Below are 17,351 nucleotides of genomic sequence, written 5' to 3' on the forward strand. Positions count from 1 at the left end.
GCTGGTCGCCGGGCAGGGGCCAGCCGGTGTCCCGGCGGAGCAGTCCGACGAGCACCAGCGCCGCGGGGGCGACGTCCGAGGCGGCCGTCTGCTCGGTGATGCGGTCGAGCAACGTGGCCCGGGTGGGCAGCAGGGAGACGGCGGCGGCGTGGAGGCCCGGCGGTGACGGGGCCTCGTCGGCGACCGGGGTGGCGGCGATCGGCATGACGGGGGTGTCGGCGTCCTGGACGGCTCGGTTGAGGCCCGCGACGACCGGGGTGCCCCGTCGGAGGGAGCGGCCGCTGCCCGCCGCTGAGGCGGGTGGTCCGCCGCGGCCCCGGCTCAGGGACCGACGAGGGTGCCCACCCGCTCGATGAGCGCGGCGACGGTGCCGGCCGACGCCTCTGCTGTTGCCGGAGGCGGCGGGGTCGTCGCGGTCGGTGCCGGCTCCGAGGGCTGCGGCGCGACCGTCGCTCCCGGCGCACCGGTGGACGGCGGGGTGGGGCTCGGTGGCGGTGCGTCCTGGGTCAGGAAGGACTGGACGGGCGGCTCGTCGGTCGACGGGGCGTCGGTGGTCTCCGGAGCCGGCTGGCTGCTCGTCGCGGGCGTGCTGTCGTCCGCCGGCGTCGCCCCGGTCGGCTTCGTGCCGGTCGGCTCCGTGCCGGTCGGCCTCGCGTCGGTCGGCTCCGTGCCGGTCGGCCTCGCGTCGGTCGGCTTCGCGTCGGTCGGCTTGGCGCCGGTCGGCACGGGTGTCACCGGGCGGGTGCCAGGCGGCGTCGGCTCCCCGTTCCCGGTGGGCGAGCCGGCGGACGCGCTGCTGGTGGTGGTCGGACCAGGGGCCGGTCGGTCGGCGCTGTCGGGGCCTGGCGCGGCAGCACCGGGCCGGGTGGCCGCGGCGTTCGCCGGGGCTGGGGCCGTGCCGTCGGGCTCTGCTGCCCGCGCGCCGGGGTCGTCGGGAGCGGGCGGCACCACGGCCGGGCTGGGCGAGGCCGCGCCGGCCAGGACGCCGCCGGCGGTGAGCGCCGCCAGTGTGTCGTCGGCCTGGTCGGGGTGGGCGGCGATCTCGGCGGCGACCGCGTCGTGCATGCCGAGTGCGGTGGTGGACCGGGCGAGCACCGGCGTCGCGGTGATCAGCAACAGGGTGGCGCCGGCGAGGACCCGCTGCGGTGTCCGGCTGCGCCGGCGGCGGGCATCGGGGTGCGAGCTCGGCGCCTCGTCCGCCGCGTGCCGACGGCGCACCGACCGCAGCGGCTCCGGGATCGGCAGCGTGGGCTCGGCCGCCTGGGGCGGCGGTGCGGTGACCACCCGGTGCCGGCCGGTCTCGGGGGGCGCCGGTGGCACCTGGAGCCGGCGGTGCCGGCCGGAGGTCTCCGGGTCTGGTCGATCGGTCTGCACGTCCTGCGTTCCCCCCTCGCGCGCCGGCACGAGCCGACGGCAGCAAGGTAGTTGTCGTGGCAGCCTGTGCCTAGACGACTACGGCGTGTCCGCATCGACACGCTGGGCGGGGTGGTGTCGACGCCAGCGGCTCGGAGCGTCTGCGCCCGAGGTGCCCGACAGCCCGCCCGCAGTGACTCAATTCACCCGCTACCAGATGGATCGGGTATCGGGAAATGCCGCGTGTGTCCTTGCAGTCAGTATTGGCCGACTGACTGCGTGTGCTCGGAAATGGTTGCTACACCAAGACCCGTAGAACTTCCATTCTCTCGGGGTGCCGCTATTGCTACGACTTCGTTACCTTCACCCTGGCCGGTCGGACAGAGCAGTCGTCGGTCCGTCCAAACATGGCTACGAGGTGCGCTTCCCGTGGCGCCGACCTCCCGGGGGTGTACTGCATGAGCATGATCGACGAGCGGAACAACGCCGTCCGTCCTCGACGGGGCACGGCGTCCAAGCACCGGGCGCAGGAGCCGCGGCGCCGCACGTTCGCACGCTCCTGGCTGCGCGGTGAGGGCACCGTGGCCCGCCGGGCCTGGCGTGCCCAGTACGTGCGTCGCATCGCCTTCGGGGACGCGGCAGCGGCCAGCGCCGCCGCCACCGTCGGTTACCTGACCCGCTTCGGCCCCGAGGGGATGTCCGCGGGCCAGCAGGCGTCGGTCTGGATGGCCACGATCCTCCCCGTGGCGTGGGTGACCCTCATGCTCGTCAGCCGCAGCTACGAGGAGCGCTTCCTGTGGGTGGGCCCGGAGGAGTTCCGCCGGGTCTTCTCCGCCGCCGTCCTGCTGCTCGCCCTGGTCGGCACCGTCTCCTGGGCCTTCAAGCTCGAGATCGCCCGGGGCTTCATCGTGGTCGCCCTGCCGCTGGCCACCGGTCTCTCGCTGCTGCAGCGTTACCTGCAGCGGCAGTGGGTGCACCGCCGTCGCGCCGAGGGGCGCTTCCTGCAGACGGCGATCCTCGTCGGTCACCGCAGCGGGGTCACCGCGCTGCACGCGCAGATCGACCGTGAGGCCTACCACGGCTACCGGGTGATCGGCTGCTGCCTCCCGGCCGGCCCGCAGGGGGAGTCCCCGGAGGCCTTCGACGGGCTGCCGGTGCTGGGCACCCTCGACGAGGTGGTCGACGTCGTCCACGCCTACGAGGTCGACACCGTCGCGGTGCTGCCCTCTCCGGAGCTGGACGGTCCGGCGCTGCGCCGGCTGGGCTGGGACCTGGAGAAGACCCGCGCCGAGCTGCTGCTGGCTCCTGCGGTCACCGAGATCGCCGGCCCCCGCGTGCGCATCCGCCCGGTGTGCGGGCTGCCGCTGCTGCACATGGAGCGGCCCGAGCTGCGTGGCGTCCGCCGGCTCACCAAGGAGTCCTTCGACCGCACGGCCGCGACGGTGGGGATCCTGCTCATCCTGCCGGTGCTCGCCGCCCTGGCCCTGGCCGTCGGGCTCACCAGCCGTGGCGGGGTGTTCTACCGGCAGGAGCGCGTCGGCCGGGACGGGCAGACCTTCGGGATGCTGAAGTTCCGCACCATGGTCGCCGGCGCCGACCGGATGGTGCCCGACCTGGCCGAGCAGAGCGACGGCAACGGCGTCCTGTTCAAGATGAAGGGCGACCCGCGGGTCACCCCGATCGGCCGGGTGCTGCGCCGCTACTCCCTCGACGAGCTGCCGCAGCTGCTGAACGTGCTGCGCGGTGAGATGTCGCTGGTCGGGCCGCGCCCGCCGCTGCCCACCGAGGTCGAGCGCTACGGCTTCGACATGCACCGCCGCTTCCTGGTCAAGCCCGGGATCACCGGGCTGTGGCAGGTCAGTGGCCGCTCCGACCTCTCCTGGGACGACTCGGTGCGCATCGACGTCCGGTACGTGGAGAACTGGTCCTTGGCCTTCGACTTCATGATCCTGTGGAAGACCGTGGGTGCGGTCTTCCGCGGCTCCGGCGCCTACTGACCGACCGCCGCCGACCGGGGTGGGCCTGGGCTGCGCATGCAGCCCCGGGCCCACCCCGACGTCGTTCCGGCGCCGGTGTCAGTGGGCCGTGCACCCCTGACGCGCACCCCTCACGCCCGGTGACGGCCCGACACGACGGAGGCGGGGCGCTGGTCTGCCAGCGCCCCGCCTCCGTCCTGCCGTCCGTCTCGGACGCGTCAGATGATCAGCAGCCCGGCGTCCTCGGCCTGGATGACGGCCTCGACGAGCTTCCGCGGTGACTTGTAGGTACCGAAGGGGAGCAGGTGGGTCGCGTACCCGTCGAGCATCCGCTCGATGTGCACACCGTGCCGACCGTTGATGACGGCGTGCGCGCTGTTGCCGATCTTCTGGATGGCCACCGCGCGCCCCCGGGACGTGAAGCGCTCTTCCCCGGCCGCGGCCGCACTGGGCACGTCGCCGAACGGAGGGGTGCCGGTCACGGCCACCGCGGTGCCGGCCACGGCCACGGAGGCCCCGATCACGAAACGTCTGCGATCCATGTGCCTCGGTCCTCCTAGACGTAGTTGTAGTCGAGCCGGTTGATGTCGAGGACGTCAGCCGGGGTCCGCGGGACGACCAGGCCCTGCATCGAGTCGTTGAGGTTGTGCCCGGTGGGACCGCCGGAGGTGGGCTGGTAGTTGTTCACGCCCCGCATCCCCTGCCAGACCCACCAGAGCCGGTCCACGTTCGCGTGGGTCAGCCAGAAGACCGGGTCGTTCGGCGAGGTGCCGGCGAGCATGTCGCCGCCCACCCACCGGTGCACCAGGTTGTGCATGCGGGGGCCTCCGGACCAGCCCTCCATCCGGTTGCGGAAGGTCGCCACGCTGGCGTCCCAGGGGGACCTGTCGTAGGTGGTGTAGCGGTCGATTGCGTCGGTGACCTGTGCCGGGGTCGGCAGGCTGCTCGACCCGCGGGGGTCGCGACCAAGGAGCCGGATCAGGCCGGGCGTGGAGCGCGGGACGAGGGCGCCGGTGCTGTTGTTGACGATGAGCGCCACCCAGTGCGCGAACGGCCCGTTGAGCACCCGGTTGCCTCGGGCCGGGTCGCCGTCGCCGCCGATGCCCCCCGCGGTCCACAAGGGCGAGCGTCGCGGGTCGCCACCGTTGAGGGCCGTGTCGTTCTGCCACCGCCAGTAGGGCATGCCCTCGATCGACGGGTCGACGGCCTGCAGGGCGTTCTCGATGTCGAGCAGGGTCGCCCGGTGCCAGGGGAGGAAGGCGGGTGCGCGATGGGCGGCGTTGCGCGTGGAGCCCGGGGGGGTCGCGACGTTCATCGCGGCGACGTGGTTCCGGATGAACTGGTCGTAGGTGCCGTTGGCCTTGAGCACGTTGAAGGCCGAGGTCAGCCGCTGCACCTCGGTCGAGGACAGGCTCAGGATGTTCCGTCTCGTCCCGGTCATCAGGAGCACACCCCTTCCCGGCGCGACGGGGGGGCTATCGGTGCCGCAGGGCCTCGTTCCAGCATGTCCGACCCTTCGAGAACAGTTGGTGACGTACGACAGAGGTAATCGAACCGTCGGGAATCCGCACCTGGAAGGCGCGAACTCGAAGGTCGATCACTCGTAATCTCGTCGACACCATAGCCACATCTCGCGCGGATATGGAACGAGCGAGCTGCCACTTCTCCCCGTGATCAGGGGGTCACGATGAGCATTTCCGAATGTCACTCATCGCGTGCATTCGGTGACTCATTCAGTGCATGTCGGAGCGGCCGCTGCTCGTACGGTGACTGTCCGGTGACCGACAGGCTCAGTCGGCCCGCGGGGCGCCGGAGGTGGGGCGACGGCGGTCGGCGAGCGCGGCGAGCCACAGGTCCTCGACCCGCGGGAACACCGCGTCGGCGCTGAAGCGCTCCTCGAAGGCCTGCAGGGCCGACTCGGCCAACCGGGACCGGCGCTCCGGGTCGCTGAGCACCGACTGCAGGGCGGCCCGGAAGGCCTCCACGTCCCCGGGCGGGACGACGATGCCGTGCTCGTCCCCCAGGACCGCGGCGATGCCCCCCACGTCGGTGGAGACCACGCAGTTGCCGCGGGCCATCGCCTCCAGGATGAACATCGGCATCGCCTCGTCCCGGGACGGGAGCACCGCGATGCGGGACCGGTCCAGCAGCGCCATGAGCTCCTCGTGCGCCAGCGAACCGGCCATCGTGAGCCCCTCGACGTCCGCACGCACGAGCGCGGCGTCCTGGACGGGGCCGGCCACGACGAGCTCCCAGCCCGGGGCGTCGATCCGGGCCCACGCCTCCTGCAGCACGTCGATGCCCTTGCGGTGCGACACGACGCCGCCGAAGACCACCAGGTCCTCCTTCGCCACGGGCGCGCTGGAGGGGATCGCGTTCGGGATCAGCACCACCCGCTCGGCCGGCACGAAGCGGGCCGCCACCTCCGAGGACTCGGCCGACAGGCTGATCACCCGGTCGGCGCCACGCAGCGCCCACCCGGTGAGCCGCGGGTGCGCGGCGGCGAAGGCGGCGAACGAGCTGCCGTGCAGGTGCGCCACCGCGGCGATCCCGCGGCGGTGTGCCACCCGCATCAGCGCGCCCTCGCGGACGAAGGACCCGCGCTCGGACAGGTGCGCCACCACGACCGAGGACCGCCGGGGCAGCCGCAGCACCCTGCCCAGCGCACCGGTGCCCTTCACCAGGGCGGCCCGCAGGTCGTGCGGGTCCCCCCGGGAGGTGATCACCGCGACGTCCACCCGCGGGAAGGGCCACGCCAGGTAGCCGTTCATGACCTGCGTCATCCCACCCGGGATGTCCCCCACGCGGCCCAGGTGGTGCACGGTCGGCCGGGTCGTCACCGCGATCAGCCCGCGACCGGCTCGGTGGTGGCCGGGGCCGATGGGGAGCGCCCGGACAGCACCTGCTGGATGTCGTCGCGGTGCCCGCGCAGCCGCCGGCGCGCCTCCAGGAGGGCGCCGAACATCTCGGCCCGCCGTCCGGCGAGGGTCTCCAGCCGGGCCACCAGCTCGTCGGCGGAGTCGGTGGCCGCCGACACGGTCACCCCCGGGATGCCGATGGTGGTGAAGTGCCGGTCCACCTTGTCGGAGTCCCCGACCGGTGATCCGACCGGCACCGCGCCCTCGGTGAACGCGGCGATGACCACGTGCAGCCGGTCCGACAGTGCGATCGCGGTGCGGGAGTACAGCTCCCGCAGCCGGCGCTCCTGCTCGTCGTGACCGGTGGGGCCGTCCCAGCCGAGCGTCTGGCCGCCCAGGTCCGCCGCCAGTCGCTGGGTGCGCTCTTCGTCGGTCCACACCTGGGTGACCGCCCAGATCTCCAGGTCGTGCGCCGCGGCGTACGCCCGGACGCCGTCCAGCCAGGCCTGACTCGGGTAGGGGCGGGCCGGGTCCTCGCCGCGCATCGACACCACGAGCGCGTTGCGCTCGGCGGCGGGGGAGGCGAACCGCGCGACGGCGGCGTCGTCGGCCCCCTCGCCGAAGGCGAGGTCCGGCATGACCGCGCCGGTGCCCATGTAGCGGCCGGTCGCGTCGTCACGCCACAGGGTCCGGTCCGACAGGGCGATGGACGGGCGCATCAGGGCGCGGGGCACGGCTGCGTAGTTGCGCGTGCCGACCCCGGCCCGGACGGCGGCGCCGCCCCGCAGCTTCAGCGTCAGCAGCAGGGGCAGCAGGGAGAGGTGCTCCTTCATGCCCACGAGGGTCAGCTGGATCTCCCCGGGCTTGAAGACGTAGGCGGCCCGGCCCCGCCCGGCCGAGGTCAGGGCGACCCGGTACCAGGCCCGCAGTGACCGGTAGACGTGGTCGCCCGGCCGGAGCCCGAGGCCCTCGTCGTAGCCGGCAGGGGAGGCCCCCACGTAGACGTGCAGCTCGCCCACCGGACGCACCCAGTCGAGGAGCTGCCGGCGCAGGATGATGTCCCCCACGTTCTCGTACTGGCCGCGGCCGATCGCGAAGACCTTCGTCATGCGGGCGCCTTTCGGTGACGGTGGCGGCGGTGGCGTCGTCGGCACCTCAGGACACGCAGGTCCGCAGTGGCCTCGACGGCGCCCTGGGGGGCGCAGGTCCGGTGGCCCACGGAGCCGTCGAACGGTAACGCACCGTGCGCCCCGGCTGGGCTGCTCACCGGTCGGCGACGGCCAGCAGCCGGCGGTAGGCGGGGAGGGACGCCTTCGCCGAGACCGCCAGCGCCAGGCGCTTGGCGTCCCGCCGGCGGGCCAGGAGCACCAGTTCCCGTACCCCCAGCCGACGGCGCAGCCGGCGCACGTGCTGGGCGCTCTCCGCGGGGCTGTAGGAGCCGAGGACGGCGTCCTTGAGCCCGGAGAGGGTGAGGTAGCGGGTCACGAAGTAGCGGTACTCGGCCGTCCCGATCGCCGTCGGGTCCATCCGCCGGGCGGCGCCCTCGACGGCGGCGGCGATGAGCTCGAGGGACTCCACGCGCCGGGACCGGGTGGTGATGATCGAGGCGCTGCGCACCCGGTACTCGTAGACGGTCACCGGCAGGAAGCCCACCCAGCGGGCCCCGGCCACCGCCTGGGCGACCATGGCGAGGTCGGACTGCACCCGGGCGGGGGTGAAGTCGATGCTGCCCAGCAGCTCCCGGCGGAACAGCTTGTTCCACAGGTGCCCGGTGATCCGGCCGGTCAGGAAGAGGCTGAACGCCTCGTGGCCCGGGACGGGTGGGCCGGCCGGCGGCTCCTTGCTGGTGGGTGCCTTGCCGGACTCGAAGGTGGCGAGAGCACCGGCCACGACCACGTCCGTGCCCGGGAACGCCGCGGCGGCAGCCAGCAGCTGGGCGGCGGCGTCGGGCGGCCAGCCGTCGTCGGAGTCCACGAACCAGATCCAGTCCGCGGTCGCCTCCTGCACCCCGCGCTCCCGAGCACGCGCGACCCCGCCGTTCTCCGGCAGGGGGACGAACCGGATCCGGTCGTCCCGGTCGGCCGCGGCCTGGGCGATCGCCCGCGAGCCGTCGGTGGAGCCGTCGTCGACGAGCACCAGCTCGACGTCGACCCCCTCCTGGCCCAGCACCCGGTCGATCGCGTCGGCGAGGTGGGCGGCGTCGTTGTAGACGGGCAGCACGACGCTGATCAGCACGTTTCCTCCAGGAGGCGGTCAGGCGTAGGCAGGGTAGCCGTAGCTGATCAGCGCCTGCTCCTCCCAGGGGCGGGCGTACCGGCGCACGAAGCGCTCGGGGTAGGGCAGCGAGAACGGGTGGTCGCCCTCGACCGTCTGCGGCACACCGCGGGTCACCGAGGTCACCAGCCCCACGTGGTGCGGGCGGTTGACCTCCCCCCGGGAGTAGAAGACCAGCGCCCCGGGCTCCGGGTCCGAGCCCACCCGGCCATCGCGCTGCAGCTCCGCGTAGAGGGTCACGGGGTCGGCCGTCCGTTGCACCCCGTTCTCGCGCAGCAACCAGGTGACGTAGACGGCGCTCCACGGCTCCGACGTCTCACCGAACCAGGCGCGCCACGGGCTGCCGAGAAGCCGGCGCCCGGCGGTCCGGTCGGCCTCGGCCAGCACCGCGTCCAGGGAGCCGGGAACCAGCTCGGACGGCGCCGGCGTCTCCGGGGGCGGCGCCGTCACCGGCGGGACGTCGGGCTGCCCCGACCGGGCCAGCCCCGCCACGACGGCCGCGCCACCGGCGAGGACGGCGCCGCCCCCGAGCAGGAACGTGCGACGGCTGACCGGCCGCCGACCGGGGGCCGGGGCGTCCCGGCCGTCGGGGCCGGTCGGCTGGTCGCCGCGCAGGGACGGGCCGTGCGGGTCGATCACGCCGACGCCCCGTTCCGGTAGGAGCCCGGGTCCGCTTCCTCGACCGTGCGGGCGATCTTGTGGCCGGTGTGCCAGAGGGTCACCCGGTCGAAGCGGCCGGCCACGCGGTAGAGCTGCATGTCGGTCCGGTGGGCCTCGGAGTCCGGCCGGAGGAGCACCCGGGGGACCCGGAGCCGGCCGTCGGCGAGCTGCATCGGACGGACCGCCGTCGACTCGCCCTGGTTGAGGTGGCACTCCACCCAGCCGGACGCGATGGACGACGACGCCCGGACCCGGAACACCACGTCGGTCCACTGCCCGCGGCGGTAGGGCAGCGAGAGGAAGGGGACCGGGTCGCCGGGGTTCAGCTCGTTGCCCCGCACGCTGAACTCGTCGACCGGGTCGTCGGGCGTGCGGCGCTCGGTGTGCAGCACGAACGGGGAGCCCTGCTCGTACGGCGGCCCGTAGAACTGGAAGACCGCGATGTAGCCGGACGCCTCGCCGCCGGGGCGGAGCACGCCGTCCCGGGGGTGGACGGAGGGGAAGTCGTCGGGGGGCAGGAAGGCGAAGCCGACGCAGAACTCGTCGCCCTCGCGGATGTTGGACCGGCTGGAGGACTGGAACCGCACGGTGCCCGACGTGGGCTGGTCGCGGTCGCCCCGCGCGCTGTCGGGCACGGAGACCCGGACCGCCCGCCGCGCCGGCCCGAGCACCGGATCGGGCTCGACGGAGGCGTACTCGGCCCCGACGACCGCGGTGTTGCTGGCCAGCCACTGCTCGGTCGAACCGCTGTAGTCCGCGGCCCAGGCGAGCTCCTCCCGCCATCCGCCGGCGGACTCCGCACGCACGGCGTCCCGGTCGTTGGCGGTGACGACGGCGATGTAGGGCGCCTCCACCCGGATGCCGTCCACGACCGCCGAGGCGGTGATCCAGAACAGTGCATCGGCCGGTGCCGGCACCTCGGGGTCGACCAGCTTGCGCGTGGTGTCCCAGCGGACGGCGTACGTCCGGTCGCCGACCCGTTCGGCCGGCCGGGTCCCGAACTCCGGATCGCCGATGGCGACCGTGACATCGCCCACCCTGCTGCCGCCGCGCACCTCGATCCGCACCACGACCGTGCCCCGCACCCGGGCCCCGGGAGCTGGGTCCAGGACGGCGATCGAGGCCATGCTCCTCCTCCGGGCGGTGCGTGCGACGGTGTCACGGCGGGCCCTGGGCCAGGGAAGTCGCCTTCGGTCCAGGGTACGTGCCGACCCGGCCACGCCTGCCTCTGTCGGTCACCGGTGGACGGGGACGGGGTCTACGGTGCGTGCGCTGTCGCGGCGTCATCCCCCGATCGGGTGACACCCGGACGGGATCGGCCACAGGTCTTCCCTGGCATCTGCGTTCGGTGGAGGCTAGTTTTCCGGTACACCTGTTGCGGTCCTGCGGCTCGGTGCCGACCACCCGTCCCGGTTCTCATGGAGGGCCTAGCCCGTGTCCCGAGTCCGCCCGGACGTCCCCGCGTCCGACCTGTCCGCCGTCCGCTCGCCCCTGGCCAGTCGCCGCACCGTCCTGCTGGGTGCCGCTGCCGGGCTCGCCGGCGTGGCCGTCGCGGCTCGGCCCGCCCAGGCGGCCCCGGTCTACACCCCCATCCCGAAGCTGCCGGGTGAGGTGTCCCGGACCGACACCCGGACCACCCGGATCGGGAAGAAGAAGTTCGAGGTCATCGACGTCGTGTGGGGCAAGGACCGGGCCCGGCTCTACGTGCCGTGGGCGACCCCGCCGAAGGCGCCGAAGCCCGGCGCGGTGGCCTGGATGTACCACTCGAACGGCAGCACGCACACCGCCCTCGACGGCGCCTACGCCTACCCCGGCATGCTGATGGTCGACCGGGGTGCGGTCTGTGTCTGCCCGAACTTCGGTGGCAGCACGTGGACCACGCAGGCCGCCCTCACCCACCAGGTGAACTGGGACAAGTACATGAGCGGCGTGTTCAACATCGGCGTCGCCTTCGCCCGCGCGAACTCCGGCGGTGGCTCGCTGATGACCTACGCCTACGCGAAGGACATGGTCCGCGGGATGCGCGGGATCTACCTCGCGAACGCGACCTACGACATGGAGGACCTCTACGCCCGGGACCCCGGGCGGATCGGTCCGGTCTACGGGAACGACCCGGCGCTCGTCGCGGCGACGAACCCCGCCCGCCTGCCGCAGAGCGCATGGGCGGGCAAGCGGGTGAAGACCGTGGTCTCCCTCGTGGACCCGGTCGTGCCGCCGGAGAAGCACGGCCTCGCGCTGGCAGCTCTCGCGAAGCCGGTCGCGGCCGACGTGCGGGTCCAGTACCACGAGCAGGGGCACACCGTGCCGGGTTGGACGCACTCCGACATGGCCGCCACCTTCTCCTCCTGGCTGTGAGCGGGAGCCCACTGCCCCATGTCCGTTGCACCGAGGCCCCGTCCGCTGTCCCGTGGGCGGCGACACCCATGACCGCGCGAGGAGCGATGTGCGTCGGGCCGCACGCTGGAGTGCCTGGCGACGGGCACTGCCGGCCGTGACCGGCCGCCGGCCCCTGCGTCCGGCGGCCGCTGGGACCGACCCCGAGCAGCGCCTGGTGGTGCTGCACTCCCTGCGCGAGCCGGACGGCACCACGCAGTACGCCGACCAGATGGTCCAGGGCGCCGCCCCGGACGTGGACATCCGCTTCTTCGACTGGCAGACGGGGCTGTTCGGCCGGTACGACGTGCTGCACGTGCACTGGCCGGAGCTGCTCATCCGCGACAGCCGGCGGCCGTGGCTGCGCTTCGTGAAGCGCCGGCTGCTGGAGCTGCTGCTCCTCCGGCTGCGGCTGCGGCGGATCCCGCTGGTGTGGACGGCGCACAACCTCAGTCCGCACGAGCAGGGCAGTCGAGCCGACCACCGGTCGCTGGACCGGTTCTACCGGCACGTCGACCTGGTGATCCGGCTGAACCCGGCCAGTCCGGTCACCGCCGGACGCGAGACGGTGACGATCCCGCACGGCCACTACCGGCAGCCCTTCGCCCAGTACCCGCAGCCCGAGGCGGAGCCGGGGCGGGTCCTCTACTTCGGCATCATCCGGCCGTACAAGGGCGTCGACGTCCTCATCGACGCCTTCCGGGGCATCGACCGGGCCGACCTCCGGTTGCGGATCGTGGGCAACCCGCACCCCGGCCAGGCCGAGTTGGTGCAGGAGGCGTGCGAGGGCGACCCGCGCATCGACACCCTGCTCCGGCTCGTGAGCGACCAGGAGCTGGTCGACGAGATCCGCCGATCGCAGCTGGTGGTCCTGCCCTACCGCGGGAGCATGCACAACTCCGGGTCCCTCTTCGCGGCGCTGTCCCTCGGTCGGCCGGTCCTCGTACCGGAGTCGCCGACCAACGCGGCGCTGTCGGAGGAGGTTGGCTCGGAGTGGATCCTGCAGTACACCGGTGAGCTGACCCCCCAGGTGCTCGAGGCGGCGATCGCCGCCACGGCGACCGGCCAGGACGGGGAGCCGCGGCTCGACGACCGCGACTGGGAGCGGATCGGGCTCCGCCACCGCGACGCCTACCGCCGGGCCCGAGTGCTCAGCGGGCGAGGGTGAACGCGGAGCCACGAGCGGGGGAGGGCCCGGGGCTCGGCGCACGAGCCTCCCGGGGTGCTGCCGTCACCCTGGGCGGCCAGGGGATCCGCGTGCTCGTCCAGCTGGTGGGCATCGCCGTCCTCGCCCGGCTGCTCGACCCCGAGGACTACGGGCTCATCGCGATCGTGGCCCTGATCGTCGGCTTCGGTGAGCTGTTCCGGGACTTCGGGCTCTCCTCGGCCGCCGTCCAGGCCAAGACGCTCTCCGACGGGCAGCGCGACAACCTGTTCTGGCTCAACACCGGCATGGGCGCGGTCCTGGCCGTGCTCGTCTGCGCCGCGTCGCCGTTGATCGCGATGGCCTTCGACGACGACCGGCTCACGCTCGTCGCCGTCGTCATGTCCGCCACGTTCCTGCTGAACGGGGTGTCCACCCAGTACCGGGCGATGCACACCCGGCACCTGCGATTCGGCAAGCTGGCTCTCTCCGAGATCGGCGGGCAGGTCGCCGGGGTGGTCGTCGGCATCGTGCTCGCCGTCCTCGGGGCCGGCTACTGGGCCCTGGTCGCCCAGCAGCTCACCCAGGGGCTGGTCGCGCAGGTGTTCCTGGTCGCCACCAACCGGTGGCTGCCGGGCTGGGTGGACCGGAGCGCGTCGGTCCGGCCCTTCATCGGGTACGGCATGCCGCTGCTCGGCTCCCACCTGCTCAACTACCTGGGCCGGAACATGGACACCCTCGTGCTGGGTGCGCGCTTCGGTGCGGCGCCCGTCGGGCTCTACAACCGCGCCTTCCAGCTGGTCATGATGCCGTTGCTGCAGGTCCAGGCACCGGCGACCCGCGTGGCCCTGCCGGTCCTCTCCCGGCTGCAGGACGACCGGAAGCGGTTCGCCGAGTTCATCAGCTTCGGCCAGGTCGCGCTGCTCACCCTGATCGGCGGTCTGTTCGCCGTGCTGTTCGCGCAGGCCGAGTCCGTGGTGTTCGTGATGCTCGGGTCCCAGTGGACGGAGGCGGTGCCGATCTTCCGGGTGCTGCTCGTCGCCGGGTTCTTCCAGGCCGCCACCTACGCCATCTCCTGGGTCTTCCTGGCCAAGGGGCTGACGCGCTCGCAGTTCGTCTACGCGTTGGTGACCAGGCCCGTGCTCGCGGTCATCATCGTGGTCGGCTCCGCCTGGGGGCTGCAGGGCGTGGCGGTGGGCTACGCGATCGGGGTGGCCCTGTCCTGGCCGGTGGCGCTGCTGTGGATCGCGCGCGTCTCCGACGCCCCTGCCGGGCGGATGTTCGGCAACGGGCTCCGCACCGGGCTCGTCTTCAGCACCGCCTCGGCGCTGTCCTTCCTGTCCACGATGGCGCTGCCGGACGACGCGCATGCGCTGCGCCTGGTCGTCGGGGTCCTCGCCGTCCTCGGTTCGACCGGCCTCACCGCGCTCGTCTGGCCGACGTTCCGGCGCGACCTGCGCGGCATCGCGGGGATGCGCAGGTCCCTCCGGCGCGGCTCCGGCCGTCCGGCCACCCGGTCCCCGGGCGATGCCGACGCACCCACCGGCCGGACCGCCGACCCGACCACCCTCAGCCTCACCGGTGCGGCTGCCACTGACCCGATCACGACCCCGAAGGCGGGTATGGACGCATGACCAAGGCCATCGAGCGCGCGCACCGGATCTGGCGACGGGCGGTGGTGGCATCGGGGCTGCCCAGCCTCGTCGACCGCCGGATCGTCCGGTCCCGGGTGCGCGCCGAGCCGCGCGACCGGAGCAGGCACCTGCTCCTCGCCGCGCCCGGCGGCGGCAACGTCGGGGACCAGGCGATGCTCGAGGCGGTGCTGGAGAACACCGCCGGCCCGGTGACCCTGGTCGTGCCCGACCGCGCGTCGGTGGAGCTGCCCGAGGAGTTCCGGCAGCGCGTGGAGGTGCTGGAGATCCCGCACCTGGTGTACGGGACCGGAGCCGACCACCGGGCATCGGTGGCGTCGTTCGGCCGGGCTCTCGCGGGTGCGGCCCAGCTGTCCGTCCTGGGCGCGGACGTGATGGACGGCCGGTACTCGCTGCCGGCGTCGGTGCGCCGGTCGAACCTCGCCCGGGCGGCCGCTCTCGCCGGGGTCGAGACCCGGGTCATCGGGTTCAGCTGGAGCGACCGCGCCCGGGTCGCGGCTCGGCGGTCGCTGGCTGCCGCGGCCCGGGACGGGGTGCGCCTGCTGCTCCGCGACCCCATCTCCGCCGATCGGGCCCGCCGGGACGGGATCACCCCGGTCGAGGAGGTCGCGGACGTCGTCTTCGCCGCCCGGAGCGTGGACGGTTCCGCGGCCGACGAGCTGCTGCAGCGCGTCACCCGGCCGGTCGCGCTGGTCAACGTCAGCGGGCTGCTGGCCGCCAGGGTGGACCAGACCGAGGAGTACGTCCGCGTCGTGGAGGCGCTGCTGCAGCGGGGCCTGCACGTGCTGGTCCTGCCGCACGTCGACCGGGCGCAGAGCGGCGACATGGAGGCCTGCGCCGCGCTGATGGCGCGGGTGGGCGAGCTCCCCGAGGTCAGCGGCGTGCCGTCGATCCTGAGCCCGGCGCAGGTCCGCGGGCTGACCGCGCGGGCGAGCATCGCGGTGACCGGGCGCATGCACCTGGCGGTGATGTCGCTGCTGCACGGCGTGCCGGCGATCACCCTGGCGTCCCAGGGCAAGGTCGAGGGCCTCATGCAGCTGTTCGGGACGCCGGAGCTGCGCATCGACGCGGTCCCGGGCTTCTCGGCGGTCGTGATCGACGTGGTCGACCAGGTCCTCCCCGCGGACTCGGCAGCCCGGCAGTCCATCCGGCAGGCGCTCCCGGGCGTCGTGACGATGGCGCAGCGCAACACGGCCGACCTGCTGGCCTCCGCCCCCACCGGGCAGGCATAGATGGCCGGCAGGCTGCGGAGCGCGTTGGCCAGCACGGTGGCCGCCAGCCCGATCTGGGCGCCGCGCACCAGGGCGCGCCTGCTCCGCGCGCTGGGCGTCCGGGTGCACGGCAGCGCCCGGGTCTACCCGTGGATCCGCTTCGTGGGCGGCGTCGACCACCTGGAGATCGGCCGGGGCGCGTTCGTCAACGTCAACGCCACGATCGGGGCCAACGCCCGCGTCGTCATCGGCGACCGGGTCCACCTCGGCCCCGGGGTCAGCCTGCTGCCCACCTCCCACGAGATCGGCCCGCGGGAGCAGCGCGCCGGGGCACCGGTCAGCGCCCCGATCACGATCGGGGCCGGCGCCTGGCTCGGCGCCGGCGTCACCGTCCTGGGCGGGGTGACCATCGGTGAGGGCTGCGTCATCGCCGCCGGCACCCTGGTCAGCGCCGACACCCAGCCCGACGGCGTCTACGGTGGGGTGCCGGCACGGCTGATCCGGCGCCTGGGTGCCTCGGGTCCCGAGCCGGCAGCGTCCGGGGCGGAGCCGACGCCGTCCCCGTTCGAGTGAACCTGTCCCGGGTCAGCCGTCCGATGATCACGATCCCCTCGTCGTCGGTGTACCGGCTGTTAGGGTCCGCGCGGATGACCAACGGGTCACCGCGGGATCACATGACCGGACACGGTCGGGCGACGGACCGGGCCGTAGGAAGAACGGATCCTCGATGAGCGCCCACAGCACAGCCCCGACGACGGGGCGGTTCGCGTGGCTCGAGCCCGTCAAGGGCCTGGCCATCTTCATGGTCATCGCCTACCACGTGACCCTGTACCTGAAGACCGCTGACGTCGACGCGGTGCTCGGCCGGGCCAAGGCCGTCTTCGAGCTCTTCCCGATGCCGGCGTTCTTCCTCATCGCCGGGATCTTCGCCGGCCGGCACGGGGCCACGAAGTTCCGTGCCCTGTGGAAGCGCCGGCTCCTGCCGCTGCTGTACCTCTACGTCCTGTGGTCGGTCATCCGGACCGTCTTCTACTTCGTCGTCCCCGGGCTCAACGGCGAGCTCGGTGAGATCCCCGCGACCGATCCGCTGGCGCTGCCGCTCATCCTGTTCTGGCCGAGCAGCAGCTACTGGTTCCTCTACGCCCTCTTCCTGTTCACCCTCGGCCGCTGGCTGATCGCCCGTGCACCGGTCTGGGCACAGCTGGCCGGCTCGGGTCTGGTCTCCACCCTCTTCACCAGCGGCCTGGTCGACGCCCACAACATCGGCTGGAACCGGGTCGGCGCACTGTTCTTCTTCTTCGTGCTGGGCGCGGTGTTCTCCCGGGAGATCCGGGACCTCGTCGAGCGGGCGCGGGCGGTCCACCTCGGGATCGCGTTCGCCGCCCTGGTCGTGTCCACCGCGCTGATCGTCCTGGGCTTCCGCTGGGTCCCGCTGGTGGTGCTCGTCGGGCAGCTCTCCGCCGTGGCCGTCGGCATCCTGGTCACCCGGTACCTGGTCCGGCTGCCGGGCTTCGGCATCTTCACCTCGATGGGCACCGCCAGCCTGAAGCTGTACCTGCTGCACCTCTACGTCATCGTCTCGGCGACCGCGCTGATCGCGCTGCTGGACCCGGCGTGGCCGCGGTGGGTCGACGTCGGCGTGCAGACGGCGCTGGTGGTCCTCACCGTCCTCGCGTCGTTCGGTCTCGCCCGGCTCACCAGCCGGGTCCGCTGGCTGTACGCGCCACCGGCCTTCCTCCGCGGTCCCCGTCCCCGCGGGGTGCGGCAGGACCCCACCCCCAACGACCCGGAGGCGGCGGTCAGCCCGCAGCGCGACCTCACGCCCCGGCCCACCGAGACGAGGGAATGAC

At 73.4% G+C, this 17,351-nt stretch carries 16 protein-coding genes; 7 read left to right on the forward strand and 9 right to left on the reverse strand.

Going from position 1 to position 17,351, the window contains the following annotated elements:
- Together G5C62_RS13395 and G5C62_RS13400 are read right to left on the reverse strand one after the other, a co-directional pair.
- Window positions 1-205 (reverse strand): hypothetical protein (locus G5C62_RS13395; protein ID WP_164701374.1); only part of this gene is annotated, 205 nt, incomplete at its 3' end.
- Between the two features lie 116 nt (window positions 206-321).
- Window positions 322-1,374, reverse strand: coding sequence for a hypothetical protein (locus tag G5C62_RS13400; RefSeq protein ID WP_164701375.1), 1,053 nt, complete (start codon window positions 1,372-1,374; stop codon window positions 322-324).
- A 437-nt stretch (window positions 1,375-1,811) separates the two neighbouring features.
- On the opposite strand from G5C62_RS13400, the gene G5C62_RS13405 reads away from it, so the two are divergent.
- A complete protein-coding gene (locus tag G5C62_RS13405; RefSeq protein ID WP_164701376.1) occupies window positions 1,812-3,350 on the forward strand; it encodes a sugar transferase in 1,539 nt (512 codons plus the stop codon).
- A 197-nt stretch (window positions 3,351-3,547) separates the two neighbouring features.
- Here G5C62_RS13405 and G5C62_RS13410 read toward each other — a convergent pair whose 3' ends face one another.
- From G5C62_RS13410 to G5C62_RS13440, 7 genes are all read right to left on the reverse strand, one after another.
- Window positions 3,548-3,871 (reverse strand): hypothetical protein, encoded by a 324-nt coding sequence (locus G5C62_RS13410; RefSeq protein ID WP_156119127.1) that lies wholly within the window; start codon window positions 3,869-3,871, stop codon window positions 3,548-3,550.
- 14 nt (window positions 3,872-3,885) lie between these two features.
- Window positions 3,886-4,770, reverse strand: a complete 885-nt coding sequence (locus G5C62_RS13415; protein ID WP_036335747.1) for a tyrosinase family protein — start codon at window positions 4,768-4,770, stop codon at window positions 3,886-3,888.
- A 349-nt stretch (window positions 4,771-5,119) separates the two neighbouring features.
- Window positions 5,120-6,169 (reverse strand): glycosyltransferase family 4 protein, encoded by a 1,050-nt coding sequence (locus G5C62_RS13420; RefSeq protein ID WP_164701377.1) that lies wholly within the window; start codon window positions 6,167-6,169, stop codon window positions 5,120-5,122.
- Between the two features lie 5 nt (window positions 6,170-6,174).
- The gene (locus tag G5C62_RS13425) at window positions 6,175-7,296 is read right to left on the reverse strand and encodes a hypothetical protein (RefSeq protein ID WP_164701378.1); all 1,122 of its coding nucleotides are present in this window, start codon (window positions 7,294-7,296) and stop codon (window positions 6,175-6,177) included.
- 154 nt (window positions 7,297-7,450) lie between these two features.
- Window positions 7,451-8,422, reverse strand: coding sequence for a glycosyltransferase family 2 protein (locus tag G5C62_RS13430; RefSeq protein WP_164701379.1), 972 nt, complete (start codon window positions 8,420-8,422; stop codon window positions 7,451-7,453).
- Between the two features lie 18 nt (window positions 8,423-8,440).
- Window positions 8,441-9,100: a CHAP domain-containing protein gene (locus tag G5C62_RS13435; RefSeq protein WP_164701380.1), complete on the reverse strand. Its 660-nt coding sequence runs from the start codon at window positions 9,098-9,100 to the stop codon at window positions 8,441-8,443.
- On the reverse strand, window positions 9,097-10,248 hold the full coding sequence (locus G5C62_RS13440; protein ID WP_164701381.1) for a hypothetical protein: 1,152 nt from the start codon (window positions 10,246-10,248) through the stop codon (window positions 9,097-9,099). The genes G5C62_RS13435 and G5C62_RS13440 overlap by 4 nt, the downstream gene beginning before the upstream one ends.
- A gap of 307 nt (window positions 10,249-10,555) precedes the next feature.
- On the opposite strand from G5C62_RS13440, the gene G5C62_RS13445 reads away from it, so the two are divergent.
- The 6 genes from G5C62_RS13445 to G5C62_RS13470 all read left to right on the forward strand — a co-directional run bounded on the left by G5C62_RS13445 (window position 10,556) and on the right by G5C62_RS13470 (window position 17,350).
- Complete coding sequence (locus tag G5C62_RS13445; RefSeq protein ID WP_036335692.1) at window positions 10,556-11,476, forward strand: hypothetical protein; 921 nt, start codon at window positions 10,556-10,558, stop codon at window positions 11,474-11,476.
- A 196-nt stretch (window positions 11,477-11,672) separates the two neighbouring features.
- Complete coding sequence (locus G5C62_RS13450) at window positions 11,673-12,662, forward strand: glycosyltransferase (protein ID WP_156119128.1); 990 nt, start codon at window positions 11,673-11,675, stop codon at window positions 12,660-12,662.
- Window positions 12,659-14,272 carry a lipopolysaccharide biosynthesis protein gene (locus G5C62_RS13455; RefSeq protein ID WP_277424781.1) on the forward strand — a complete coding sequence of 538 codons (1,614 nt, stop codon included), beginning with the start codon at window positions 12,659-12,661 and terminating at the stop codon, window positions 14,270-14,272. The genes G5C62_RS13450 and G5C62_RS13455 overlap by 4 nt, the downstream gene beginning before the upstream one ends.
- Window positions 14,269-15,522 carry a polysaccharide pyruvyl transferase family protein gene (locus G5C62_RS13460; RefSeq protein ID WP_164701383.1) on the forward strand — a complete coding sequence of 418 codons (1,254 nt, stop codon included), beginning with the start codon at window positions 14,269-14,271 and terminating at the stop codon, window positions 15,520-15,522. Before G5C62_RS13455 ends, G5C62_RS13460 begins: the two co-directional genes overlap by 4 nt.
- Window positions 15,523-16,074, forward strand: a complete 552-nt coding sequence (locus tag G5C62_RS13465; protein WP_164701384.1) for a DapH/DapD/GlmU-related protein — start codon at window positions 15,523-15,525, stop codon at window positions 16,072-16,074.
- 154 nt (window positions 16,075-16,228) lie between these two features.
- Window positions 16,229-17,350 carry an acyltransferase gene (locus G5C62_RS13470; protein ID WP_164701385.1) on the forward strand — a complete coding sequence of 374 codons (1,122 nt, stop codon included), beginning with the start codon at window positions 16,229-16,231 and terminating at the stop codon, window positions 17,348-17,350.
- Window position 17,351: the final 1 nt, after the last annotated feature.

The organism is Modestobacter sp. KNN46-3, assembly GCF_011039295.1.

Coding starts and splice junctions, on each gene's coding strand:
- G5C62_RS13405 (WP_164701376.1), top strand. CDS start 1,812: ATGAGCATGATCGACGAGCGGAACAACGCCGTCCGTCCTCGACGGGGC.
- G5C62_RS13410 (WP_156119127.1), bottom strand. CDS start 3,871: ATGGATCGCAGACGTTTCGTGATCGGGGCCTCCGTGGCCGTGGCCGGC.
- G5C62_RS13415 (WP_036335747.1), bottom strand. CDS start 4,770: ATGACCGGGACGAGACGGAACATCCTGAGCCTGTCCTCGACCGAGGTG.
- G5C62_RS13425 (WP_164701378.1), bottom strand. CDS start 7,296: ATGACGAAGGTCTTCGCGATCGGCCGCGGCCAGTACGAGAACGTGGGG.
- G5C62_RS13440 (WP_164701381.1), bottom strand. CDS start 10,248: ATGGCCTCGATCGCCGTCCTGGACCCAGCTCCCGGGGCCCGGGTGCGG.
- G5C62_RS13460 (WP_164701383.1), top strand. CDS start 14,269: ATGACCAAGGCCATCGAGCGCGCGCACCGGATCTGGCGACGGGCGGTG.
- G5C62_RS13465 (WP_164701384.1), top strand. CDS start 15,523: ATGGCCGGCAGGCTGCGGAGCGCGTTGGCCAGCACGGTGGCCGCCAGC.
- G5C62_RS13470 (WP_164701385.1), top strand. CDS start 16,229: ATGAGCGCCCACAGCACAGCCCCGACGACGGGGCGGTTCGCGTGGCTC.